The 24414-nt window shown below is 62.8% G+C and carries 22 protein-coding genes; 8 read left to right on the forward strand and 14 right to left on the reverse strand.

Features of this window, described 5'->3' with window-relative positions; all coding sequences use genetic code 11:
• The first annotated feature begins 6 nt into the window (after nt 1-6).
• Nucleotides 7-399: a Co2+/Mg2+ efflux protein ApaG gene (apaG, locus tag AB8A23_RS03150; RefSeq protein ID WP_089266768.1), complete on the forward strand. Its 393-nt coding sequence runs from the start codon at nt 7-9 to the stop codon at nt 397-399.
• A gap of 967 nt (nt 400-1366) precedes the next feature.
• Here the strand turns inward: apaG and AB8A23_RS03155 are convergent.
• A complete protein-coding gene (locus AB8A23_RS03155; RefSeq protein WP_439056909.1) occupies nt 1367-2365 on the reverse strand; it encodes an Hsp33 family molecular chaperone in 999 nt (332 codons plus the stop codon).
• A gap of 129 nt (nt 2366-2494) precedes the next feature.
• Between AB8A23_RS03155 and AB8A23_RS03160 the strand changes: the two genes are divergently transcribed.
• On the forward strand, nt 2495-3304 hold the full coding sequence (locus tag AB8A23_RS03160; RefSeq protein ID WP_439056908.1) for an aminoglycoside phosphotransferase family protein: 810 nt from the start codon (nt 2495-2497) through the stop codon (nt 3302-3304).
• 7 nt (nt 3305-3311) lie between these two features.
• On the opposite strand, the gene argF is transcribed toward AB8A23_RS03160, so the two are convergent.
• Together argF and AB8A23_RS03170 are read right to left on the reverse strand one after the other, a co-directional pair.
• Nucleotides 3312-4250, reverse strand: coding sequence for an ornithine carbamoyltransferase (argF, locus tag AB8A23_RS03165; RefSeq protein WP_439056907.1), 939 nt, complete (start codon nt 4248-4250; stop codon nt 3312-3314).
• Complete coding sequence (locus tag AB8A23_RS03170) at nt 4250-5476, reverse strand: aspartate aminotransferase family protein (protein WP_093758055.1); 1227 nt, start codon at nt 5474-5476, stop codon at nt 4250-4252. The genes argF and AB8A23_RS03170 overlap by 1 nt, the downstream gene beginning before the upstream one ends.
• Before the next feature lie 446 nt (nt 5477-5922).
• On the opposite strand from AB8A23_RS03170, the gene AB8A23_RS03175 reads away from it, so the two are divergent.
• Nucleotides 5923-6432: a GcrA family cell cycle regulator gene (locus AB8A23_RS03175; protein WP_068737968.1), complete on the forward strand. Its 510-nt coding sequence runs from the start codon at nt 5923-5925 to the stop codon at nt 6430-6432.
• 242 nt (nt 6433-6674) lie between these two features.
• Here AB8A23_RS03175 and phoB read toward each other — a convergent pair whose 3' ends face one another.
• The 10 genes from phoB to AB8A23_RS03225 all read right to left on the reverse strand — a co-directional run bounded on the left by phoB (nt 6675) and on the right by AB8A23_RS03225 (nt 16908).
• Nucleotides 6675-7379 (reverse strand): phosphate regulon transcriptional regulator PhoB, encoded by a 705-nt coding sequence (gene phoB, locus AB8A23_RS03180; RefSeq protein ID WP_068737970.1) that lies wholly within the window; start codon nt 7377-7379, stop codon nt 6675-6677.
• 91 nt (nt 7380-7470) lie between these two features.
• Nucleotides 7471-8184, reverse strand: a complete 714-nt coding sequence (gene phoU / locus AB8A23_RS03185) for a phosphate signaling complex protein PhoU (RefSeq protein WP_089266763.1) — start codon at nt 8182-8184, stop codon at nt 7471-7473.
• A 28-nt stretch (nt 8185-8212) separates the two neighbouring features.
• Nucleotides 8213-9040 carry a phosphate ABC transporter ATP-binding protein PstB gene (pstB, locus tag AB8A23_RS03190; RefSeq protein ID WP_309940773.1) on the reverse strand — a complete coding sequence of 276 codons (828 nt, stop codon included), beginning with the start codon at nt 9038-9040 and terminating at the stop codon, nt 8213-8215.
• Nucleotides 9037-9882, reverse strand: a complete 846-nt coding sequence (gene pstA, locus AB8A23_RS03195; RefSeq protein WP_120287916.1) for a phosphate ABC transporter permease PstA — start codon at nt 9880-9882, stop codon at nt 9037-9039. The genes pstB and pstA overlap by 4 nt, the downstream gene beginning before the upstream one ends.
• Nucleotide 9883: 1 nt before the next feature.
• Nucleotides 9884-10873: a phosphate ABC transporter permease subunit PstC gene (gene pstC / locus AB8A23_RS03200; RefSeq protein ID WP_309943818.1), complete on the reverse strand. Its 990-nt coding sequence runs from the start codon at nt 10871-10873 to the stop codon at nt 9884-9886.
• A gap of 153 nt (nt 10874-11026) precedes the next feature.
• A complete protein-coding gene (gene pstS, locus AB8A23_RS03205) occupies nt 11027-12037 on the reverse strand; it encodes a phosphate ABC transporter substrate-binding protein PstS (RefSeq protein WP_120287914.1) in 1011 nt (336 codons plus the stop codon).
• 439 nt (nt 12038-12476) lie between these two features.
• Nucleotides 12477-13793 (reverse strand): ATP-binding protein, encoded by a 1317-nt coding sequence (locus AB8A23_RS03210; protein ID WP_439056906.1) that lies wholly within the window; start codon nt 13791-13793, stop codon nt 12477-12479.
• Nucleotides 13794-13832: 39 nt separating this feature from the next.
• Entirely contained in the window at nt 13833-14879 is a 1047-nt protein-coding gene (locus AB8A23_RS03215; RefSeq protein WP_089266758.1) for a lysylphosphatidylglycerol synthase domain-containing protein, read from the reverse strand.
• A 329-nt stretch (nt 14880-15208) separates the two neighbouring features.
• The gene (locus AB8A23_RS03220) at nt 15209-15508 is read right to left on the reverse strand and encodes a hypothetical protein (protein ID WP_175369588.1); all 300 of its coding nucleotides are present in this window, start codon (nt 15506-15508) and stop codon (nt 15209-15211) included.
• Nucleotides 15505-16908 carry an OmpA family protein gene (locus AB8A23_RS03225; protein ID WP_120287912.1) on the reverse strand — a complete coding sequence of 468 codons (1404 nt, stop codon included), beginning with the start codon at nt 16906-16908 and terminating at the stop codon, nt 15505-15507. The genes AB8A23_RS03220 and AB8A23_RS03225 overlap by 4 nt, the downstream gene beginning before the upstream one ends.
• Nucleotides 16909-17070: 162 nt before the next feature.
• On the opposite strand from AB8A23_RS03225, the gene AB8A23_RS03230 reads away from it, so the two are divergent.
• Nucleotides 17071-18129, forward strand: a complete 1059-nt coding sequence (locus AB8A23_RS03230; RefSeq protein WP_439056905.1) for a polysaccharide deacetylase family protein — start codon at nt 17071-17073, stop codon at nt 18127-18129.
• 56 nt (nt 18130-18185) lie between these two features.
• Here AB8A23_RS03230 and AB8A23_RS03235 read toward each other — a convergent pair whose 3' ends face one another.
• Nucleotides 18186-18911, reverse strand: coding sequence for a CBS domain-containing protein (locus tag AB8A23_RS03235; RefSeq protein WP_439056904.1), 726 nt, complete (start codon nt 18909-18911; stop codon nt 18186-18188).
• A gap of 195 nt (nt 18912-19106) precedes the next feature.
• On the opposite strand from AB8A23_RS03235, the gene AB8A23_RS03240 reads away from it, so the two are divergent.
• The 4 genes from AB8A23_RS03240 (at nt 19107) to atzF (ending at nt 24411) form a co-directional block, all read left to right on the forward strand.
• Nucleotides 19107-19913 carry an SDR family oxidoreductase gene (locus tag AB8A23_RS03240; RefSeq protein WP_439056903.1) on the forward strand — a complete coding sequence of 269 codons (807 nt, stop codon included), beginning with the start codon at nt 19107-19109 and terminating at the stop codon, nt 19911-19913.
• A 263-nt stretch (nt 19914-20176) separates the two neighbouring features.
• Nucleotides 20177-20911, forward strand: coding sequence for a cysteine hydrolase family protein (locus tag AB8A23_RS03245; protein WP_439056902.1), 735 nt, complete (start codon nt 20177-20179; stop codon nt 20909-20911).
• Nucleotides 20908-22551 carry a regulator gene (locus AB8A23_RS03250; protein ID WP_439056901.1) on the forward strand — a complete coding sequence of 548 codons (1644 nt, stop codon included), beginning with the start codon at nt 20908-20910 and terminating at the stop codon, nt 22549-22551. Before AB8A23_RS03245 ends, AB8A23_RS03250 begins: the two co-directional genes overlap by 4 nt.
• Nucleotides 22552-22605: 54 nt before the next feature.
• Nucleotides 22606-24411: an allophanate hydrolase gene (atzF, locus tag AB8A23_RS03255; protein ID WP_439056900.1), complete on the forward strand. Its 1806-nt coding sequence runs from the start codon at nt 22606-22608 to the stop codon at nt 24409-24411.
• Nucleotides 24412-24414: the final 3 nt, after the last annotated feature.

The following is a 24414-nucleotide window of genomic DNA, read 5'->3' on the forward strand; positions in this document are numbered from 1 at the left end:
ACCGCCATGTACCGCGCCATAACACGACAGATCGAAGTCACCGTCGAACCGAATTTCATGCCTGAAAGCTCGTCGCAGGAGAAGCGACAGTTCTTCTGGTCCTATACGGTCGTCATCACCAATGCCGGCAAAGAGACCGTGCAGTTGAAGACCCGGCACTGGATCATCACCGATGCATCCGGCCGCATGCAGGAAGTGCGCGGCGAAGGCGTCGTCGGCGAGCAACCCGTACTCGGGCCCGGCGAACGCTTCGAATACACATCGCGCGTGCCGCTGCCGACGACGTCCGGCTTCATGGAAGGCACCTATCAGATGGTGACCGATACCGGCGAGCCGTTCGAGATCGACGTGCCGCTGTTTTCGCTGGACGGACCGGACGGCAAGCGCGTGCTGAATTAGGCGACCGCCGTAGAAATGTAGGATGGGTAGAGCGTCTTCGCGAAACCCATCATCACCACCGTATGTTGATGTTGGTGATGGGTTTCGCTCCGGCGCAAGATGCGCCTGCGCTCTACCCATCCTACGGCCTCATCGCAGATTCAATTTTCAAACAGCCACTGCTTTTCAGACATGCGTCATCGCCCCCATTGTTTGCGGCGCGGGGGCGCCGTCGTCTCTTGCATTCCCGCCCCCTTGTGAGAGGGCGTGCGGAACGCCGGGTGCCCGTTGCACCCTTGGGCCTGATGCGAATGCGGTCTTCCGCAATCTGGAGTGCATCAGGACTTTCGGAGGCGCCGAGCGATTGCCCGACGTTCCGCCTGCGGTGTTTTTTCGGTTGCTTGCACATCTGCCATGGCGAACGGTCCCATCACCAAAATTAATGTCCCAGGGCGGAGGGACAGGGTAGCCGCAAAGCACTTGGCCGAACGCGTTTCGATTTGGTCGTCCGTCACACTGTCCAGGGCTCTTCCCATCCCAAGGTCGGCCGTCTCCTTGCCAGTAGCAGTGCTGGCGCAGATCCGTCCTGCCCGAAGACAGACGTTCCCCATGAACCGCGTAACGCCGCATCTCCGGCGTCCACCGCATCCAGCCCCGCGAACGTGACGATCGCGATCGCCCCTCTCATCGGGGCCGGACGAAGGGGAATATAATCAAGGCAGGGATCTTGTCAACAGAGGATAGGAAAAAATGTTTAGGCGCTGTCTTGCGGCCCCAAACTGTCATTCCGGGGCGCGGGCGCATCTTTGCGCACGTGAACCCGGAATCCCCGCATGGGAGTCTCCGACAGCGTAAAACACTCTGGGATTCCGGGTTCGCGTCCGGCAAGTGCCGGCCGCGCCCCGGAATGACGAGTGTGGATTGAGTTTCCTCGCCGCACCAATTGGTGTGCCGGGGAATGACAGCGGGGTGTGACGCGGGCGAATGCCTATTCCACGCCCGCTTCCTGCGGTGTGAACTCGTACACCGACGAACAGAACTCGCAGGTCACGACGACCTTGTCGTCCTTGACCATATCGGCGCGGTCCTGCGGCTCGAAGCTCTTCAGCATGCCGGACACGGCATCGCGCGAACAGGAACACTCCGCGCGCAGCGGCGATGACGCGAAGACGCGGACGCCGCGCTCGTGAAACAGGCGATATAGCAGCCGCTCGCCGGACAGATCCGGATCGATCAGCTCGACGTCCTCGACGGTGCCAATCAGCGACTGGCCCTCGACCCAGGCGTCATCTTCCGGCACAGCATCCACCTTCGCGCCCTCCGGCGCATCGCCGGCATGGAGGTCGCGCTGCACGCGCTCCGGCGCCTTCGGCAGGAACTGCAGCAGCATGCCACCGGCGCGCCAGCGATGTGTCGGGCCGCCTTCCTCGCCGCTGCGCCATTCTTCGCCGACGGCGAGGCGCACCTTGGTCGGAATCTGTTCGGAGCGCAGGAAGTATTCATGTGCGGCATCTTCCAGCGTGCCGCCATTCAACGCGACGAGCCCCTGATAGCGGCTCATATCCGCCCCCTGATCAACGGTCATCGCCAGATGGCCCTTGCCGAGCAGCGCCGCGGTGCCAAGACCGGGCAAAAGGCGCTCGGCATCGAACCGCGCATAGGCGCGCATTTTATCGGGCGCGCGGAAGTCGACGATCATCAGCGACACCGGACCGTCGGTCTGGGTCTGCAGGATGAAGCGGCCGTCGAATTTCAGCGACGAGCCAAGCAGTGTGGTCAGCACGATGGCCTCGCCGAGCAGCTTGGCCACCGGCGCGGGATAATCATGCTTGGCGAGCAGTTCATCGAGTGCCGGACCAAGCCGCGTCAGCCGCCCGCGCAGGTCGAGCGGCGCCACCTCGAAGGGCAGCACCGCGTCATCGACCGGAACGGAAGACGGCGCGCGGATGGGGGCGTCGGGCTGGAGATTTGGATTTGATGGGGTCATGGCGCTCTATGTAAGGGCGAGGAGCTGAAATCGAAACCCCGCAAAGGGGCAAATGTCCGAACGAATACAAGGCATCCGGCGACGATTTGCCCCCGCTCGGATGAAATATCTACCAAGTATAAGCGAACGATGTTTGAAACCTACCTTAGGCGATGGCACCTCGTCCCGGACGGCACGCCCATTACCTCCCACGCTGGATATTTGCTGCCAGTCCTGCATCGGGGCCAGCCGGCGATGCTGAAACTGGCCAAGGGCGAGGACGAACGCGCCGGCAGCGCGGTACTGGAATGGTGGGACGGCGACGGCGCCGCACGGGTTCTGGCCCGCCATGACGACGCATTGCTGATGGAACGCGCGCAAGGCCCGGCCTCGCTCTCCGACATGGCGCGTGGTGGACAGGACGACGAAGCCTCGCGCATCCTGTGCGCCGTGGCGGCGCGGTTGCACCGGCCCAGGCAAAAATCGCCGCCTCCGCTGGTACCGCTGCGGCATTGGTTCCGCGAACTCGCGCCGGCCGCAGCGACCCATGGCGGCCTGTTACGTCGCTGTTCCGAAACGGCCAACGCTTTGCTGGACGACCCGCGCGAGGTGACCGTGCTGCACGGCGACCTCCACCATGACAATGTGCTGGACTTCGGGGAGCGTGGTTGGCTTGCCATCGATCCGAAGCACATCATCGGCGAGCGCGGCTTCGACTTCGCCAACATTTTCACCAACCCGGATCTCTCGGACCCCACGCGCCCGGTCTCGACCTTGCCAGGCCGTTTCCAGCGGCGTGTCGAGGTCGTCAGCGACGCGGCCAAACTCGATCGCTATCGCTTACTGCAATGGGTCCTGGCATGGACCGGCCTCTCGGCCGCATGGTTCCTCGGCGACGACGATCCGGCGAGCATCGACTTTCAGGTGGCCGAGCTGGCCGCGACAGAACTCGATCGCTGATCGCGCCTCACGCCACCGCGTTGAGGCACCAGGCCAGAATGCCCTTCTGTGCATGCAGACGGTTTTCGGCCTCGTCGAACACCACCGACTGCGGACCGTCGATGACCTCGTCGGTGACTTCCTCGCCGCGATGCGCCGGCAAGCAATGCATGAAGAGTGCGTCCGGCTTGGCCAGTGACATCAGGCGCGCATTGACCTGATAGGGCTTGAGCAGGTTGTGGCGGGTCTCGCCGTCCTTGTCGCCCATCGACACCCAGGTGTCGGTGACAACGCAATCGACGCCCTTCACCATCGCATCGGGATCGTCGCTGAAGGTGATCGGCGCGTTTGCCGCCTTGACCCAGTCCTTGAACGGCTTCTTCGGCGACAGCTGCGGCGGCGTCGCGATATTGAGTTTGAACTGGAAGCGCTCGGCCGCATGGGCCCAGGACATCAGCACATTGTTGTCGTCGCCGGTCCAGGCCACGGTGCGGCCCTTGATCGGGCCGCGATGTTCCTCATAGGTCATCACATCCGCCATCACCTGGCAGGGATGCGAGAAGCGCGTCAGGCCATTGATGACTGGCACGGTCGCATTTTCCGCGAGCTCCATCAGCGAGTCATGATTGAGGATGCGGATCATGATGATGTCGACGAAGCGCGACAGTACGCGTGCGGTGTCGGCAATGGTCTCGCCGCGACCGAGCTGCATTTCGGCGCCGGTGAGCATCACGACTTCGCCGCCGAGCTGGCGCATGCCGACCTCGAATGACACGCGAGTGCGCGTCGAGGGCTTCTCGAAGATCATCGCCAGCGTCTTGTTCTTGAGCGGACGATCGGGCTCGGCATTCGTGCCATCCCGCCCCTTCAGCTTCGCCTTCATGGCGGCAGCCGCGTTCATGATATTGCGCAACTCACTGGCCGGCACGGCCGTGAGATCAAGAAAGTGCCGCAGTGACGTGCTCATCACGCGGCTCCCTGCGTCTTGGCAGATGAACCGAGGGCCACGCAGGCCTGTTCCAGCCGCTGCACGGCCTGCTCGATCTCGGACTCGCTGACGATTAGCGGCGGCAGGAAGCGCACGACATTATCGCCGGCGCCGACGGTCAGCAGCTTCGCGTCACGCAATGCGGCCACGAGATCACCAGCCGGCACGACAGCCTTGAGGCCGATCAGCAGACCTTCGCCGCGCACTTCGCTGAGCACATCAGGGTGGCCGTCGACCACGCCCGCGAGTTTCTGTTTGAGCAGCAGCGACATCTTCTTCACATGGTCGAAGAAACCGGGCTTCAGCATGATATCGAGCACGGAATTCGCGGCAGCGACCGCCAGCGGATTGCCACCGAAGGTCGAGCCGTGCGAGCCGGGCGCCATGCCTTCGGCCGCTTCCGCCGTGACGAGGCATGCGCCGATCGGGAAGCCGCCACCGAGCGCCTTGGCGAGCGACATCACATCAGGCGTCACACCAATGCGCTGATAGGCGAACAACTCGCCGGTGCGGCCCATGCCGGTCTGCACTTCGTCGAAGATCAGCAGAATGCCGTTCTTGTCGCAGAGTTCGCGTAGCGCGCCGAAGAACGCGTTGCTCGGTGCACGCACGCCACCCTCACCCTGCAGCGGCTCGATGAGAATGCCGGCGGTGTTCGGACCGATCGCCTTCTTCACCGCTTCGATATCGCCGAGCGGCAACTGATCGAAGCCGTCGAGCGGCGTGCCATAGCCTTCAAGATATTTGGCAGCGCCGGTCGCCGCCAGCGTGCCGAGGGTGCGGCCATGGAATGCGCCTTCAAAGGTGATAATGCGCGTGCGCTCGGGGTGGCCCTTGGAGAAATGATAGTGGCGGGTCACCTTGATCGCGCATTCCATCGCTTCCGCACCCGAATTGGCGAAGAATACGAAGTCGGCAAAGCTCTGTTCGCACAGCCGCGCGGCGAGGCGCTCGCCGTCCGGGCTCTTGAACAGGTTCGACATGTGCCAGAGCTTGGTGGCCTGCTCCTGCAATGCGGCGACCATATGTGGGTGCGCATGGCCCAGCGCGTTCACGGCAACGCCGCTGGTGAAATCGAGATAACGCTCGCCATCGGTTCCAATCAGCCACGCGCCTTCACCGCGCTCGAAAGCGACATCCGCACGCGCGAAAACAGGCAGCAAGTGAGCCTGAGAGAGGGGCGAAGACGTTGCGTTGCTGGTCATAACCGATCCGATCGAAAAGACTGCGGCCGCGTCGATGACAACTGTGCGAAATCGAACAACGGACCCTAGAAACGAAACGTGCCGCCCTTCTCGGGCGGCACGTGGGCATTATTCTATGTGTGCTGTGAAGACTGTCAACCGCGCACTGCGGCTTTCGAGTCACACGGAGTCGCAGAAAAAGCCGATTTTGCAGCTTTATTTGCAGAAGCATGTGGACGCGGCATGCCCGACTCTTGCGCGCGAGTCACGGCATATTGTAGCTTTTGCCTCGTCGGATACGACATCTCGTGCGGCGGTAGATCCTTTTGACACATCCAGTGCGGCGTAACAGCCGGACGCGAAATTCGCGCCCGGTGAGCGCTAAAGGATTCTGACCGCAGGGATTTTTGAAGTCTCAACTCGCAGCGCTGCCCGGTCAGGCCGGCGCTCACGAAGGGAAAACGGCGATGACGGTAATGACATGGACCGACGATCGCGTCGAACAGTTGAAGAAACTCTGGGAAGGCGGCCTTTCCGCGAGCCAGATCGCTGCGGAACTCGGTAACGTGACCCGCAACGCCGTAATCGGCAAGGTGCACCGTCTCGGCCTGTCCGGCCGTGCCAAGAGCCCCTCCTCGGCAGCTCCGCGGCAGCGCAAGGCGCGCCCGGCGCAGCAGATGGTACGCGTCGCCCGCCCGATGGCGCGCGGCAACACAGCATTGGCCCATAACTACGAGATCGAGGCCGAGCCCGACCCGATCGCCTATGACAACATTGTGCCGATCAGCCAGCGCCTGTCGCTGGTCGAACTCAACGAAGCCACCTGCCATTGGCCGATCGGCGATCCGTCGAGCGCGGACTTCTATTTCTGCGGCGGCAAGGCCCTGGCCGGCGCCCCCTATTGCGCACATCACTCGCGCATCGCCTATCAGCCGGCCAGCGACCGCCGCCGCGCGGTGCCGAAGCCGACGCGCTGAGCTGGAAGATATCTAAACCAAATGAAAATGCCCGGTGATGAGCCGGGCATTTTTTGTTTGGGGCTTCTAACCTCGCCCCGCTTGCGGGGAGATGTCGGCGTCCGCATGCGAAGCATGAGGGCGTCGGGTGAGGGCCCCGCTCCACAGACTCCGAAGCCGATGGAGAGTCCCCCTCATCCGACCCGGCGTCGCTGCGCAATGCCGGGCCACCTTCTCCCCGCAGGCGGGGAGAAGGAAGATACCTACTCCGCCGCCTTGTCGAACCGGTCGTCCAGCGCGTAGCCGGCGCCGCGCACGGTGCGGATCGGATCGGGCTCACCGGCGGGATTGAGCAGCTTGCGCAGGCGGCCGATATGCACGTCGACGGTGCGCTCGTCGATATAGATGTCGCGGCCCCAGACGCTGTCGAGCAACTGCTCGCGGCTGAACACGCGGCCCGGATGTTCCAGGAAGAACTCCAGCAGGCGATATTCGGTCGGACCGAGATCGATCGGACGGCTTGAGCGCACGACGCGGCGCTTGTCACGGTCGAGTTCGATGTCGCCAAACGCCAGGACAGTGGCGAGACGCTCGGGAGCTGCACGACGGAGCAGGCCCTTCACGCGGGCCAGGAGCTCCGGCACGGAGAACGGCTTGACGATGTAGTCGTCGGCACCGGTGGCGAGACCGCGGACGCGCTCGCTCTCTTCGCCACGCGCCGTCAGCATGATGATCGGCAATGCCTTGGTTTCAGGCCGTGCGCGCAAGCGGCGGCACAGTTCGATGCCGGACAGGCCCGGCAGCATCCAGTCGAGCACCACGAGATCCGGCACCCGCTCCTTCAAGCGGGTGTCCGCATCGTCGCCGCGAGCGACGGTTTCAACATCATAGCCTTCGGCGTCGAGATTGTAGCGAAGAAGCGTCGTGAGGGCTTCCTCGTCCTCCACCACCAGAATGCGTGCATTCACAGCCATATGGTCAATATCCTCAGTGACGTCCGAAAAGCCTTTAGATCATGATCCTTGCGGAAGACTGGCTTCCACTTTTCCGGATCATGCTTCAGACCGTCGGCGTATTCGCGAATGTGGTCATGTCGCCCTTCGGGCGCTTGTCGAGGATCTGCTGGCCCTCGATCATGTAGAACACGGTTTCCGCAATATTGGTGGCATGGTCACCGATCCGCTCGATATTCTTGGCGCAGAACATCAGGTGGATACAGAACGAAATATTACGCGGGTCTTCCATCATATAGGTCAGGAGTTCGCGGAACAGCGAGGTGCAGATCGCGTCGATTTCCTCGTCGCCCTTCCACACCGTCATCGCGGCGGGCAGATCGTGTGCGGCATAGGCGTCGAGCACAGCCTTGACCTGGGTGGTCACGAGGTCGGTCATGTGCTCGAGGCCGCGGATCAGCTTCAGCGGATGGAAGTCGCTGTCGAGTGCATTGACGCGCTTACCGATATTCTTGGAGAGATCGCCGATGCGTTCCAGATCGGTGGCGACGCGCAGCGCGCCGACGATCTCGCGCAGATCGACAGCCATCGGCTGGCGCTTGGCGATGGTCAGCACGGCGCGCTCTTCGATCGTGCGCTGCAACTGGTCGATCTCGGAGTCAGTGGCGACGACGCGCGCACCGAGCGCGACGTCCCGGCGGATCAGCGCATCGACGGATTCGACGATCTGCCGTTCCGCGAGGCCACCCATCTCGGCAACGAGACGGGTCAGCTCCTGCAGATCGTCGTCGAAAGCCTTGGTGGTGTGTTCAAAAGCCATCTCAAATTCCTCCCGCGAATATGTCGCGTCAGCCGAAGCGGCCGGTGATGTAATCCTGGGTGCGGCGATCGGTCGGCGACGTGAAGATCTTGTTGGTCTGATCGAACTCGATCAACTCGCCGAGATACATGAAGGCCGTGCTGTCGGAGACGCGGGCAGCCTGCTGCATGTTATGGGTCACGATCGCGATCGTGTACTGATCCTTCAACTCGTCGATCAGCTCCTCGATTTTCGCGGTCGAGATCGGATCCAGCGCCGAGCACGGCTCGTCGAACAGGATCACTTCTGGCCGCACCGCGATGGTGCGCGCGATGCACAGGCGCTGCTGCTGACCGCCCGACAGGCTGAGGCCCGATGCGTTGAGCTTGTCCTTGACTTCGTTCCACAGCGCACCGCCGCGCAGCGCCTTCTCGACGCGCACGTCCATCTCCGACTTGGAGATCTTTTCATAGAGGCGGATACCGAAGGCGATGTTTTCATAGATCGTCATCGGGAACGGGGTCGGCTTCTGGAACACCATGCCGACGCGGGCGCGCAGCAGGTTGAGATCCAGCTTCGGATCCAGAATGTTCTGGTTGTCGAGCATGAGCTGACCTTCGGCACGTTGGCCGGGATACAGGTCATACATGCGGTTGAAGATGCGCAGCAGCGTGGACTTGCCGCAGCCCGACGGGCCGATGAACGCAGTCACGCGGTTCGCCATCAGCGTCAGGTTGATCTTCTTCAGAGCGTGGTGTTCGCCATAGTAGAAGTTGAGATCGCGCACGGTGACCTTGGGCCGGCTCTCGCCCTGCAGGGCCGACGGCGGCGGCATCGAAACGGAAGGAACGCCAGACGACACAGAAAGCTCACTCATTTTGCTGTCCTCTCGGCGCCGAGAATGCGCGCGCCAATGTTAAGGGCAAGTACGGTCAAGGTGATGATCAGGGCACCGCTCCAGGCGAGCTGCTTCCAGTACTCGTAGGGGCTCTGCACGAAGTTGTTGATGGTCACCGGCAGGTTGGCCATCGTCTTGGTGAGATCGAGGCTGAAGAACTGGTTACTCAGCGCGGTGAACAGCAGCGGCGCCGTTTCACCGGCGACACGTGCGGTCGCCAGCAGCACGCCGGTGATGAGACCGGAACGGGCTGCACGATAGGCGATCCGCTTGATGACCAAGGAACGCGGCAGGCCGAGCGCCGAGGCCGCTTCACGCAACGGATTGGGCACCAGGCCGAGCATGTCCTCGGTGGTGCGGACGACGACCGGGATCACGATCACGGCGAGCGCGAGCGAGCCGGCGAGAGCCGAGAAGCCGCCCATCGGAATCACCACCGCGCCATAAACGAACAGGCCGATGATGATGGACGGGGCCGACAGCAACACGTCGTTGATGAAGCGGATCACCGAGGTGAGTTTGTCGTGCTTGCCGTATTCCGCGAGATAGGTGCCGGCAAACAGGCCGAGCGGCGCGCCGATGCCGACGCCGATGACGGTCATCATGACCGAACCGACGATGGCATTGAGCAGGCCGCCTTCCATGGAGCCGGGCGGCGGCGTGTTCTGGGTGAATATCTGCAGGCTGATGCCCGCGAGACCGTTGTAGAACAGCGTGAACAGGATCAGCGCGAGCCAGGTAACGCCAAAGAGAGCGGCACCGACGCAAAGCAGACGGATGATCGTATCGTGGCGACGGCGGGATGCGTAAATCGGGTTCATGTTAGTTGCCCGCCTTCTTTTCCAGACGCAGCAGCATCAAACGCGCTGCCGAGAGCACGAAGAATGTCAGTACGAACAGCAGGAGACCGAGCAGGATCAGGCCCGATTGATGCAGACCGTCACTCTCCGCGAACTCGCTGGCGATCGCCGCCGAGATCGTTGTGCCCGGGCCAAAGATCGAGCCTGTGATGCGGAACGAGTTGCCGATGATGAAGGTCACCGCCATCGTTTCACCGAGCGCTCGGCCAAGTGCCAGCATGACGCCGCCGATCACACCGACGCGGGTGTAGGGGATGACGACGTTGCGGACGACTTCCCAGGTGGTGCAACCGACGCCGTAAGCGGCTTCCTTGAGCACCGGCGGCACCGTCTTGAACACGTCGACCGAGATCGAGGTAATGAAGGGCAGCACCATGATGGCGAGGATCAGCGACGCGTTGAACAGCGAGAGATAGGACGGCGGGCCGGCGAAGATGGTACCGAGCACCGGCACGCCTTCGAAGGCATTGATCATGAACGGCTGCACGTGATTGGCCAGGAACGGGCCGAGCACGAAGAAGCCCCACATGCCGTAGATGATTGAGGGAATACCAGCGAGAAGCTCAACCGCCATGCCGATCGGGCGGCGTAGCCAGTTCGGGCACAGTTCGGTGAGGAAGATCGCGATGCCGAGACCGACCGGGATGGCGATAGCCATCGCGATCACCGAGGTGATCAGCGTGCCATAGATCGGACCGACGGCACCGAGCACCGGCGGATCAGCGGATGGCGCCCAGCGCTGCGTCCACAGGAACGCAAAACCGAATTCCTTCATCGCCGGCCAGGCGCCGGCAATCAGGGAGAGAATGATGCCACCGAGGATAAGCAGGACGGACATCGCGCAAATGCGCGTGATCCAGTAGAACGCCTGATCCCCGAACTTGAAGGCGCTCAAAGCCTTTGCGCGGTCATAAGGCCCGGCTGCTTCCATCGATGAGCTCTGTACGGCCATGTCTGCCACGCCAGTCCCCTGTGATTGTTACTATACCTGAAACGCTGCGCCCCGCGCGGGTCGATCAGGGCGTGATGTCTTTAGAGAGCTCAAATCGGACTTGAGAGAATGAAGCGGAGGAGAGATGCCCCTCTCCTCCGCTCCCACACACGATCAGCTCTTGATGTCAGCCGACCAGGTCTTTTCGATCAGCTTGACGACGGGTTCCGGCATCGGAATGTAGTCGAGCTCTTCAGCCATCTTGCCGCCCTTTTCGAACGACCACTTGAAGAACTTCACGGCTTCAGCCGATGCAGCCTTATCGACCGGAGTCTTGTGCATCAGGATGAAGGTCGCGGCAGTGATCGGCCAGGACGCGTCGCCCGGCTGGTCGGTGAGGATCACGTAATAGCCGGGAGCCTTGGCCCAATCGGCATTCGACGCAGCGGCCTGGAAGGCAGCGATGGTCGGCTGCACGGTCTTGCCAGCCTTGTTGATCAGACCGGCATAGGTCAGCTTGTTCTGCTTGGCGTAAGCATATTCAACGTAACCGATGGCGTTCTTGGTCTGACCGACATTGCCGGCAACGCCTTCATTGCCCTTGGCGCCGACGCCAACCGGCCACTCGACAGCCGTGCCGGTGCCGACCTTGGTCTTCCAGTCAGCCGAGGCCTTGGACAGATAGTCGGTGAAGTTGAAGGTGGTGCCCGAACCGTCCGAACGGCGAACGACGGTGATCGCGGCCGAGGGCAGCTTCAGCTTCGGGTTCAGCTTGGCGATGGCAGCGTCGTCCCACTTGGTGACCTTGCCGAGATAGATGTCGCCGAGCACTTCGCCGGAGAGAACCAGCTCGCCCGAGGCAATGCCTTCGAGATTCACGACGGGAACGATCGCGCCCATCACCATCGGCCACTGAACCAGGCCGTCCTTCTCGAGCTGCTCAGCCTTGAGCGGCGCGTCGGTGGCGCCGAAGGTCACGGTCTTGGCCTGGATCTGCTTGATGCCGGCGCCCGAACCAATCGACTGGTAGTTCAAACCATTGCCAGTCTCTTTCTTGTAGGCGTCGGCCCACTTCGAATAGACCGGGAACGGGAAGGTTGCGCCGGCACCCGTGATGTCGGCGGCAAATGCCGAGGTCGAGGCGGCAACAAGGCCGGCAGCGACGATCGCTTTGAGGAATTTCATGGGATGTCTCCAATCTCGTGAGCGACCGCGCCGGATGCGCCAGTTGTGCTCACGCCGCCCGTTTAGGGGTGGTCGATTGTGCTTTTATGATAGTTCCGTGACACTTGGATGACGGCACCAAGCATCTGTAAATGCTTTGTTTTTCTGCCTCCGCGGATAATTTTACCGTGCAAATGACATCGAAAATGCCCTGCCATACGGGACATGCCAGGCCGTCAAAATCGACCGTCACAGGGGTTAACAATATGTTTCAGCAGGCGGAATCCGGCCTCGCGCGCATGCGCGCGTATGACAGCGGCGGGCACGGTATTGAGGGTGATCGGACGCAATGCCGCACCATCCGCCAGGGCTTTTTTGACTGTCTGAGCGAAGCGCAGCGATGCGGGACCGCCCGAGGGCGGCCCTGACGGGCGCAAGAGAACGAAGGGAGTTTAAGGCGTCAGGACGCCGCGGAGACGGGAGGCGCTGGCGGCGTCTTCACCTGCGGAAAGGCGGCGGTAAAAGTCGCGCCATTCTTCGGCACGCTTTCGATCAGCAGCCGGCCGCGATGCCGGTTCAGGATGTGCTTCACCAGCGAGAGGCCGAGGCCCGTACCGCCCTGTGCGCGGCTGTCGCCGACATCGACCCGGTAGAAACGCTCAGTCAGGCGCGGCAGATGCTCGGGGGCGATGCCCGGGCCATAGTCCCGCACGGCGACGCGGATTTCCGGCACACCCTCCGAAGTCGACTCCGTGGTCAACGATACGTCCACCTTGCCACCGGACGCGCCGTATTTCAGCGCGTTCTCGATCAGGTTCTCGAACAGCCGAAGCAATTCCTCGCGATCGCCAGCGATGGACACCGGCGTCTCCGGCAGCGCCATTTCGATCCTGACGTTGCGCTCATTGGCCAGCGGCTCCAGCCCGTCGCCGACTTGGCGGATGATGGGGAGAATATCGACCAGCGTATCTGGCCGCACATGCGCCGACAGTTCGACGCGCGACAGCGACAGCAGATCATCGATCAGCCGTGCCATGCGGGTCGCCTGCGCGTGCATGATGCCGAGAAAGCGCTCGCGCGCCTTGGCGTCGTCCTTGGCCGGTCCCTGCAACGTGTCAATGAAGCCGGACAGCGCCGCCAGCGGCGTGCGCAGCTCGTGGCTGGCATTGGCGACGAAGTCGGCACGCATTTCCTCGACACGGCGCAGCGGCGTCTGGTCGTGGAACGTCATCAGCATGCAGGTGTCGGTGCCGCCAAAGGCGGTCGGAACCGGCACCGGCGTGATCATCAGTTCCATCCAACGATCGACCGGGACATGATCGAGATAGGTCGCGCGGCGCGGCTCGGTGGTGGCGATGGACTCGCGCAAGGCGGTGATGATTTCCGGCGAACGCAGCGCGAATTGCGCCAGTTCGTTCTTGCGGAGTGCCGGCGCAAGCTGCGCCGCTGCGGCATTGAGATGGATGACGCGGCCGGCACGGTCGAGCAGCACGGCGGGATCGGGAATGCCGGCAATGATGGCGCGCACCGCGGGCGCCTCGACAGGATTGGCGGCCAGCGCCTCGTCGCGCGCCGTCACCACGTCATGCAGCCGCCACGGCACCAGCGCCGCGCCGGCGATGCAGACGAACACGATGCCCGCGCGCAGCGGTGACAGCTCGCCGAAAAACACCAATGCGGCCAAGGCCAGGCCGGCGGCCAGCAGGATGATCGCGGAATGCCGCAGCCGATCTGGCCACGGCGAAAACATGGTCGATGGAGAAGCTTCAATGGCCATCTGAACCGGATCTCTTCCTGCTGCGAATGCGAACGTATATCAGGCGCCGGAGCGACCATGTTCCTTGAGCGGGTGGCCGACGCCGGGCTTGGCGTCCGCCGCGACCGCCTGCAGCTTTTTCGATCGCGAACCGATAATAAGCTCGCGAAGCGTCAGTAACATGACTGATATAAAGAACGGCGCGAGGTAATAAAGCACCCTGAACAGCAGCATGCCAGCCAGCAGCTTTTCCTGATCCATCATTTCGAGGCCAACCAGCATGGCGGCGTCGAACACGCCAAGACCGCCGGGCGAATGGCTGGCGAAACCCAACAAGGTGGCCGAGACGAACACCACCGCCACCACGACGAAACCGACGTCAGGCTCGGCGGGCACCAGCATGTACATCGCCAGCGCGCAGAAACCGAGATCGATGATGCCGATGGTAATCTGCAGCAAGGTGAGCGGGCCACCCGGCAGTACCACCGACCATGGGCCGCGGCCGACGCTGCGCGGCTTCATCCAGACCCAGACCACATAGCCGACGAGGCCGGCGAGGATGATATAGGCCAGGATGCGGTTCATCCATGGCGGCACCTGGTTGATCGCGCTGGCCGCCTCCGGGTGATAGGCGATGCCCATGCCGAGCACCGCGAGATTGCCGAGCCAGAAGGTCAGGCCGGCGAGAAAGACGATCTTGGCGACATCGACCGCGCTGAGGTCCCAGGCCGAATAGATGCGATAGCGCACCGCGCCGCCGGTGAAGACGCTGGCGCCGACATTGTGGCCGATGGAATAGCTGGTGAAGGCCGCCAGCGCGTTGATCCGGTACGGCACGTCGCGGCGACCGATCGTGCGCACGGCGAACCAGTCATAGAATGTCAGCGTGAAATAGCCGGCGGCGACCGACAGCGCCGACAACATGATCAGCCGCGGCTCGGTCTCGGTCATCGCCCGGAAAACGGCAGCAGCGTCGATGTTGCGCAGCTTGTGATACAGCATGTAGCAGGCGATGCCGATCACCGCGACGCTGATCAAGACACCGAGCTTGTGCAGGATTTGCTTCTCGCGCAGAAACGAGATCGCCCTGCGTATTGCTTCCAGCATCTCAACCTCGAATGCGATCCCCTGACCAGAGAGATCTGGACCAGGAAGTCAGACTAGCCTCGGCGGAACCGCCACATCAGTTGTCTCCGGCACAACCGTCGTAGCGCGTTTTGCGGCAAAGTGGAATTCGCCGACTGTGAATAAAAACAAGCCACATCAGTATATTAGGTCAGTCCTAACAAACCACCAGCCTCTCGGGCGCATTCGCTGCGGCAAAATGCCGACGTCGTGACGCGTCTCACGTGACAATGAGGCTTTCGTGACCTCATGCCGCCGATTTGGCGGCGAGACGTTGATAAAAAAGACGGCAGCAACATGCGCCGCAGACCTCAGGTCACGCGGGCCTGCTGCCTGACCACCACGATGTCGCGCAGCCACGACCCAATGGCGCAGCCGACGAGATAGAAGCCGAACAATGCGAGGCCGAGATCGAGCCAGTAGCCGAAGCGGCCGGGCACGACCTTGGCAATCGCGATGCCGACGATGACCGCGGCGAGCACCGACAGGCGCTGGATCCAGACCCGCGACACCGAACGCCCGCGATAGACCACGGCGATCCAGCCCATGCAGAAGCCGATCAGGAACGCCCCGAGCAGCCAGCCCCAGTGAAACATCGCGAGATAGGTCATGGCGCTTGCCTCACGACGAATTCGATCCGGCGATTCTGCAGCTTGCCTTCGTCGGTATCGTTGGTGGCGATGGGTTGGGTGCTGCCGTAGCCGATGGTGGAGAAACGGTCCGCCGGCAGGCCGGCCTTCACGAGATATTCTTCGACGGCGAGCGCACGCTTTTCCGACAGCGACTGATTGAACGCCGCGTCGCCATCGCCGTCAGTGTGACCGGCGATCTCGACCCGGACATTGGGACAGCGCATGGCGATTTCCACGAGGCGATCGAGCAAGCCCGCGGAATCCACATTGATGCTGGCGCTGGAGGGCTCGAACCGGATGCGGCCCTTGGTCAGGTTCTGCGCAAAGAGCTGCTGGCACACGCTGGCATCGACCGGCGCCGCGGCGGGCTTCACCGAGACTTCGGCCTTGGCCTGCCAACCCTGCGGGAGCTCGCGCGCCAGACTTGCGCGGATCTGGTCGGCGGCGACTTCGTAGAGTGCGTCACCTGACAGCTTCACCTCGCGATCGGACACCACCAGGGTCCCCGTCGACAGCCGCGACAGCGCACCCAGCGCCGTCGTCACCGCGGCGGCAAAACCACCGGGCGCGCCGATGCTGGCCTTCAGGTTATCGACGATCTTCTCATTGCCGAACTTGCGTCCGGCAGCCGACGCCAGCGCGGCGTGAATGGTGTTGTCCGGGACATAGCCACTCAGCGTCAGCGTATTCGTCACCGGGTCCTTGTTGGCCTGGAACACATAGGGCGGCGCCTTGACGTCATTGGCCGCGACCGTGAAACCTTCCGGCAGATTCTTCAGCGCCGCCGCAATGGCTTCGCGGCCGCCGAGATCACGCGCCATGCCGGAGAGGCTGACATTGGTATCCGAAATCACCGCCTTGCCTTCCTTCAGCTTGGCGACCTGATCGAGCAACAGCACAGCTGCGGCATCAAACCGCGGCGGCGCGCCGCGCTTCAGACCCATGCGGTCGGAGACCTCGGTTCCGCTGAGTGCGGCCCGGGCCGCTTCCACAATGCGCGCCTTGCTGGCTGGCAATGGCGCGGTGCCCCACAGCGTGACGCGGACATTGTCGCGCTCCGCGACCCAGACGAACGGCTTGGCCTCGGCGACGAGACGGGTTTCGTCATTGACCAGGCGAACGCCCGGCGTGGCCTCGACCGACGAGACCGCACTGCGGCGACCATCTTCGGAAAACGCTTCGGCAGAAAACGATACGTCACGGCCGGCAACCGTGATCTGGCTCTTGTCGAGGATCGTGTTTTTCAGCGCCGCAGTGCTGTGCGCCGTTAAATCCGTTTCAAGTGGAATCGTGCTAACCCAGGCAGCAACCGCCCAAAGGATGGCAAGCGGGATGAGCCCGGGCCACCATTTGGCACTCCACCTGTAAAATCCGTGCATTCGACGTCCTGCGGGTCTGGAAACAGAGAGAAAACAAACCCTTGCGGGACTGTCAAATTGAAATCAAGGCAAACCTCTGGCGTCGCCGCGGGTATTCGAATAACGCTTTGTTCAATCGTTTCTGATCATTTCCGTGGGTAGCATCAATTGCTCGGTCATACGATGAAGCAGATTCGCAACACGATTATTCGTGCCGGCCTGGACGCGCTGTATTTCAGCGGCGCCCACCGGGTGTTGCGACCGATCTTCGGCGGCGTGGGCACCATTTTCATGCTGCACCATGTGCGTCCTGCGCATGCCGGTCCGTTCCAGCCCAACCGTCACCTCGAGATCACGCCGGATTTCCTGCGCGCCACCCTCGCTTATCTGCGCGCAACCGACGTCGATATCGTGACGCCCGATGAAGTGCAGCGGCGGTTGACGGAGCGGGATTTCTCGCGCCGCTTCGCCTGTTTCACCTGCGACGACGGCTATCGCGACAACCGCGACCATGCATTGCCCGCGATGCGGGATTTCGACGCTCCCTTCACGGTCTATGTCACCAGCGACTTCGCCTCCGGCACAGGCAGGCTGTGGTGGGTGGCGCTGGAGCGCGTCGTTGCCAGGGCCGATGCGATCGAGGCCCCGATCGACGGACAGATGGTGCGCCTGGACACATCGACTCTCGCCGGCAAGGACATGGCGTTCGACCGCCTGCATGGCTGGCTGCGCGGATTGCCGGAAGAAGCGGATATCCGCCGCGAGGTCAGCGCACTCTGCGCTGCGCATGGCATCGACGAAGACGCGGTCAGCCGTGAGCTGTGCATGTCGTGGGACGAACTCAAGCCTTTCGCCGCCGATCCGCTGGTGACAATCGGCGCGCATACCGTCAGCCACTGCAATCTCGCCAAACAGAGCGAAGCGATGGTCGTGCATGAGCTGTCAGCCAGCCGCACCGATATCGAAAACGTTCTGCAGCGCCCGGCCGTGCATCTTGCCTATCCCTATGGCGACCGCTGCGCCGCGGGCTCACGGGAATTCGCACTGGCGAAAAGCGCCGGCTTCGAAACAGCCGTGACGACGCGCCCCGGCGTGATCGCCTCGGACAACTTCTCGCAGCTCACAGCGCTGCCGCGGGTCTCGCTGAACGGCAACTATCAGGACACCCGCTATCTGCCGGTGCTGACCTCCGGCGCGGCCACTGCAATGTGGAACGGCTTCCAGCGCGGCGGCGTCGGATAGTCTGGCCCGCTGCAGGCGAACTGCCGCCTTGCTGGAGTCCTGCGCCCCGCGCCGGATCAAACCGGCTTTTGCGGCAGATCGGCATCCGGCGGAAAATACACGCCCGACATCGGATCGACCCAGCACAGATGCTCGTTGACGCGGGTTACGCCAGTCACATTTTCAGCAGCCACGACAATCGCCCGACGGACATTCTCGTCCGTGATGAAGCCGTCGATGTCCACGACGCCATCCTTCACCCGGACGTCGAGGCCGAATGGTGTCCATTCGTTATGCCTGAGCACAGCGACGATGCGGCGGCGGATCAACGCATCACTCGACCCGACATCGGAGACATCGTGCATGAGATCGGCGATGGCTTCGACGAAATTCTGCCGGCTGACGATACCCACGAGCTTGTCGCCCTGCACCACCGGCACGCGCTTGATGTGATACTTCTCCATCACGTCGACAATATCGGCCAGACCGGTCTCCTCGGTCACCGTCCGGACCTCGCGGGTCATGATCTCGTGCACCTTGCGGCCGGCTTCGCGGACATAATCGATGGCCTGCAGGCTGGGGCCACGCACGAATTCGAGCCAGCGCGGACGCCTGCGCTGCGTGCCGACCTCGTGCCGACGCAGGAAGTCCCGCTCGGTCACAATGCCGACCAGCTTGCCGGCCGCATCCACCACAGGCAATCCGCTGACGTGATAATCGATCATCAGCCGCGCAGCTTCGCTAATCGACGCGTCCGGCGACACGGTGACGAGCTTGCGGGTCATAATTTGATGGGCTCTCATGACACTCTCCCGTTGGGTTGAGGTCCGTTTGCTGGACGAACCAACGCGAGAAGCCTACGCCGGCCGCCGGTTCCGGCCTTGATCTGGGTCAACTGCAGCAGCGCTTGTTGACTCGCCTTGTTGACTCCCCTTGTTGACTCCCCTTGCCCGCCGCCGCACACAATCGGTCCAACGACAAAACAAGCGGGAGGCGTCATGTTCACCAATCTGTTTTCGCTCGATGGCCGCATTGCACTCGTCACCGGCGGCTCGCGCGGCATCGGCAAGATGATCGCGGCAGGATTTCTCAGCCAGGGCGCGGCGAAGGTCTATATCACCGCGCGCAAGGCCGGCCCGTGCGAAGCCACCGCGAAAGAACTCTCCGCGCAATATGCCGGCGAATGCATCGCGCTGCCGATCGACATCTCCACCATGGCCGGAATCGAGATGCTGGCTGCCGAAATCAAGAAGCGCGAACCCAAGCTCGACATTCTCGTCAACAATGCGGGCGCTGCCTGGGGCGCGGACTTCGATGATTTTCCGGAGAGCGGCTGGGACAAGGTGATGACGCTGAACGTCAAGACGCCGTTCTTTCTGACCAAGGCACTGGCCGGGCCGCTGCGTGCAGCAGCCAGCGCGGACAAGCCCGCCAAGGTCATCAATATCGCCTCCATCGACGGCATCTTCGTCAATCCGATGGAGACCTATTCCTATGCGGCGAGCAAATCCGGCCTGATCCACCTGACGCGGCGGATGGCCGTCAAACTGATCCAGGATCACGTCGTCGTCACGGCCATCGCGCCGGGCCCGTTCCAGTCCGACATGAACAAGGCTGCACGCGACAATGCCGATGAAGTGGCAACCCGCGTGCCCGCCGGCCGGATCGGCACCGACGAGGACATGGCGGGCGCCGCGATCTATCTCGCTTCGCGCGCCGGCGACTATGTGGTCGGCGCGACCATCGCGGTGGATGGCGGCATCGTTTATGCGAATCCAGGCATCAAGGGCGACGGCTGGGATTGAGGGCAAGCGCGCCGCGTCATTGCAGCCCTCCGGGCTGCGATGACGTGCGGTCGCTGCCAATCTATCAGCCCCGGCTACAAACTAAGCAATTAACCAGCGTCCGGCTTGCGAGCGACATTTAGGCCGCAAAGCTATTCTGAAATAACCATATGATTTATATAAATATAATCTCCTAAACTATTCCACCGTCGCAGTTGTACACAATGGCACGCTGCTTGCTTTGTTAACCTCTGAGACATCCATGCCTCGGGGAGTACACGGCAATGGCGGACTCACTGCATACAACGACGGTCCTTGCAGAACCCGGCCCGATCGCGGTTGACTGGGGCACGACGGCGCTCGTCATCATCGACATGCAGCGCGATTTCATGGAGCCCGGCGGCTTCGGCGAGACGCTCGGCAACGACGTGTCGCAACTCGCCAGCGCCGTCGCCCCGATCGCCGCGGTCCTGAAAGCCGCGCGCGAAACCGGAATGATGGTGGCGCACACCCGTGAGGGGCACCTGCCTGACCTCTCCGACGCACCGCCCGCCAAGATCGAACGCGGAGCGCCGTCACTGCGGATCGGCGATCCCGGTCCGATGGGACGCATCCTCATTCGCGGCGAGGCCGGTCACGACATCATTCCCGCACTCTATCCCGTCGAAGGCGAGATCGTCATCGACAAGCCCGGCAAGGGCGCATTCTACGCCACGACGCTCGGCGCCGATCTCAAGGCGCGCGACATCGACACGCTGCTGGTCTGCGGTGTCACCACGGAGGTCTGCGTCAACACCACCGTGCGCGAAGCCAACGACCGCGGCTATCGCTGCATCGTCATCGCGGATGGCTGCGCATCCTACTTCCCCGAATTCCACGAGATGGGCCTGAAGATGATCAAGGCCCAGGGCGGCATCTTCGGCTGGGTCGCCGACTCCGCCGCCATTCTCGACGCCATCACACGTTCTGAACATGCACCGGAGACTTCCAACAAACTTGCAGCAGGAGCATCACGATGAGCACGACCGCGGGGACGTTTTCTAAAGATTCTGCCGGCAAATCCGACTTCAAGCCCGCTCTATGGACACCGGGCGACTGGAATGCGTTTTTCGGCTTCGGCACCAATATTCTCGTCAACATGCTGGTGCTGACCGGCTTGCTGCGCTTCGTCCTGAAAATGCCTGACAACATCGTGTTCGGACGCATCCTGCCGGCGATGGGCCTGATGATGTGCCTGTCGACGATGTACTACGCCTGGCTCGCCTACAAACTGGCGCAGAAGACCGGCCGCAGCGATGTCTGCGCGCTGCCCTCGGGCATCAGCGTGCCGCATATGTTCATCGTCACCTTCGTGATCATGCTGCCGATCTCGATCACCACCGGCGATCCCATCAAGGGCTGGGAAGCCGGCCTCGTCTGGGTGTTCTTCCAGAGCTTCATCCTGATGATCGGCGGCTTCATCGCGCCGTGGATCCGCAAGGTGACACCGCGCGCCGCGCTCTTGGGCACGCTGGCCGGCGTCTCCATTGCTTTCATCGCGATGCGTCCGGCGCTGGAAATGTTCATGACGCCGGTGATCGGCCTCACCTGTTTTGCCATCATCATGCTGAGCTGGTTCGGCGGCTATAAATATCCCAAGGGGATTCCGGCTGGCCTCGTCGCGATCGGCGTCGGCATGGTGATCGCTTGGAGCTCCAATCTGTTTGGCGTCGGAATCGGCGGCGTCAGCGTTGCCGGCGTCAAGGCGGCCTTCACCAATTTCGGTTTCTCGGTGCCGCTGCCAGCCTTCGATCACGTGTTCTCGGGATTTCAGTTCCTCGGCATCATCCTGGTCACCGCCATTCCCTACGGCATCTACGATCTGGTCGAAGCGATGGACAACGTCGAAAGCGCGGAAGCTGCCGGCGACGAATATCCGACCACCCGCGTGCTGACCGCCGACGGCGTCGTCTCGCTGATCGGCTGCCTGATGGGCAACCCCTTCATCAACGCGGTCTATATCGGCCATCCCGGCTGGAAAGCGATGGGTGGCCGGATCGGCTACTCGGCAGCGACCGGCCTGATGGTGATCGTACTTTCCTGGTTCGGCGTCATCTCACTGATGCTGGCCGTTATCCCTGTGGTCGCGATCTCACCGATCCTGCTCTATATCGGCATGTTGATCTGTGCGCAGGCGTTCGAGACCACGCCACGCGAACACGCGCCGGCCATCGCGCTTGCGTTGACACCGCATCTTGCGGCCTGGGCTACGGTGCTGCTGTCGGGCGCACTCGGCGCCGCCGGGATGAATTTCGGGGCGATCCACTCGCCCGAATTCATCGCCAAGATGGGACAGAACGGCGTGCTGTTCCACGGCCTCGAAGTCATGGGCGGTGGCTCGATCCTGGTCGGCCTGGTGCTCGGCGCCATCGCGGTGTTCGTCATCGAACGCAAATTCCTCAACGCTTCGGCCTTCGCTCTGGCCGGCGCCGTCCTGACCTATTTCGGCTTCATGCATGGCGAGGCCATCGGGATCGGCGGCGGATTGGGGGTGACGCCCGGCGTCGCTCTCGCTTATGCTCTTGTTGCAGCCGGGCTCTTTGCCGCGGACAAGTTCGGCGCAACCAGCCTGTCTTCTGTCCCGCAATCGGAGCCGCCACTTGCCGTGCCTGCTGAATAACATCGTCTCAACCTGCGGGTGGCACACCCGTGCCATCCGCAGCAGGTTCGCATCGTGAGTGAGTCCGTTCCCGAAACGATCGCCGCCATCGTCGCCGCGCACCGCGCCGGCACCGTGACGCCCGCACAGACAGTCGCCCGCAGCTATCAGCGCATCCGCGACCGCGGTGACACGGCCATCTTCATCACACTCCGCGTTGAGGCCGAAGCGATTGCCGAAGCCGAGGCGCTCGCTGCGAAGGATCCTGCAACGCTGCCGCTCTACGGCGTGCCGGTCGGCGTGAAGGACAATATCGACGTCGCCGGTTTGCCGACCACCGCCGCCTGTCCCGCTTTCGCCTATAACGCAACGCGTGACGCCAGCGCCGTGGCGCGGCTGCGCGCCGCTGGCGCGATCATCATCGGCAAGACCAATCTCGACCAGTTCGCGACAGGTCTGGTCGGCGTGCGCTCGCCCTATGGCATTCCCAAGAATGCGATCCGCGACGATCTCGTGCCGGGCGGATCGAGCTCCGGCTCTGCCGTTGCGGTATCCGCAGGCCTCGTGCCGCTGACACTCGGCACCGACACAGCCGGCTCCGGCCGCGTGCCCGCCATGCTCAACAATATCGTCGGCCTCAAGCCGAGCCTCGGCCTGATCCCGACCGCCGGCGTGGTGCCGGCGTGCCGGACGCTGGATTGCGTGTCGATCTTCACGCTCACGGTGGACGATGCTGCTGCCGCGCTCGACGTGATGGGCGGCTATGACGCCCATGATCCCTATTCGCGCAAGCGGGTGCCGGGTTCGCTCACCGACTTTCCGAAAGGATTGAAGCTTGGTGTGCCGCGCAACGGTCAGTTGATCTTCTTCGGCGACAAGGCCTCGGAGAAAGCCTATGCGGACGCGCTGAAGCGCTGGACGTCATTGGGCGCGACACTGGTCGAGTTCGACCTCGAGCCTTTCTATGAGACCGCGCGGTTGCTTTACGACGGCCCGTGGGTCGCCGAGCGGCTGCTGGTGATCCGCGACCTGCTGGCGTCTGCGCCGGATGCAATTCATCCGGTGACGCGCGAGATCACCATCGCCGGTGCACGGCAGAGCGCGACGGATACGTTTGCGGCTTTGTACAAGTTGCAGGAGCTGAAGCGGGTCGCCGAGCAGGCCTTCACGGCTATCGACGCGCTGGTGCTGCCGACGGCACCGACCGCCTATACGACGGCGCAGGTGCTCGCCAACCCCATCGAGCTCAATTCGCGGCTCGGCACCTACACCAACTTCGTCAACCTGCTCGACCTCTGTGGCCTCGCCATCCCCGCGGCCATGCGTGCCGACGGCATCCCGTTCGGCATCACGCTACTGGCGCCGGGCGGCGACGACGCCTTGCTGGCGAGCATCGGCCGCGTGTTTCACGCCGACACCAAATTGCCGGTTGGCGCCGGGGCCCTGCCGCAGCCGGCGCTGGCGGCACTGTCCACTGAGCTGGCCGAAGGCGAAATCGCGATCGCGGTGGTCGGCGCGCATCTCTCCGGCATGGCGCTGAACGGCGAATTGATGGCGCTGAACGGTCGCCTGCTGAAAGCCACGACGACGGCGCCGGACTACAAATTCTATGCGCTCAACGGCACGACGCCGGCGAAGCCCGGCCTCCTGCGCGTCGCCGCCGGCTCGGGCGCGGAAATCGCCGTCGAAGTCTGGGCGTTGTCGGCAGAAGCCTTCGGCAAGTTCGTTGCATCGCTTCCGCAGCCGATGTCGATCGGCACGCTGACATTGTCCGACGGGTCGAGCGTCAAGGGCTTCCTCGTGGAAGCCAAGGCGACGGAAGGCGCGCGGGACATCTCGTCGTTTGGCGGATGGCGGGCTTATATGGCTGAAAAGAAGTAGCCG

Origin of the sequence: Tardiphaga sp. 619_E2_N8_4 (assembly GCF_051810905.1) — a bacterium.
GTDB lineage: Bacteria > Pseudomonadota > Alphaproteobacteria > Rhizobiales > Xanthobacteraceae > Tardiphaga > Tardiphaga robiniae.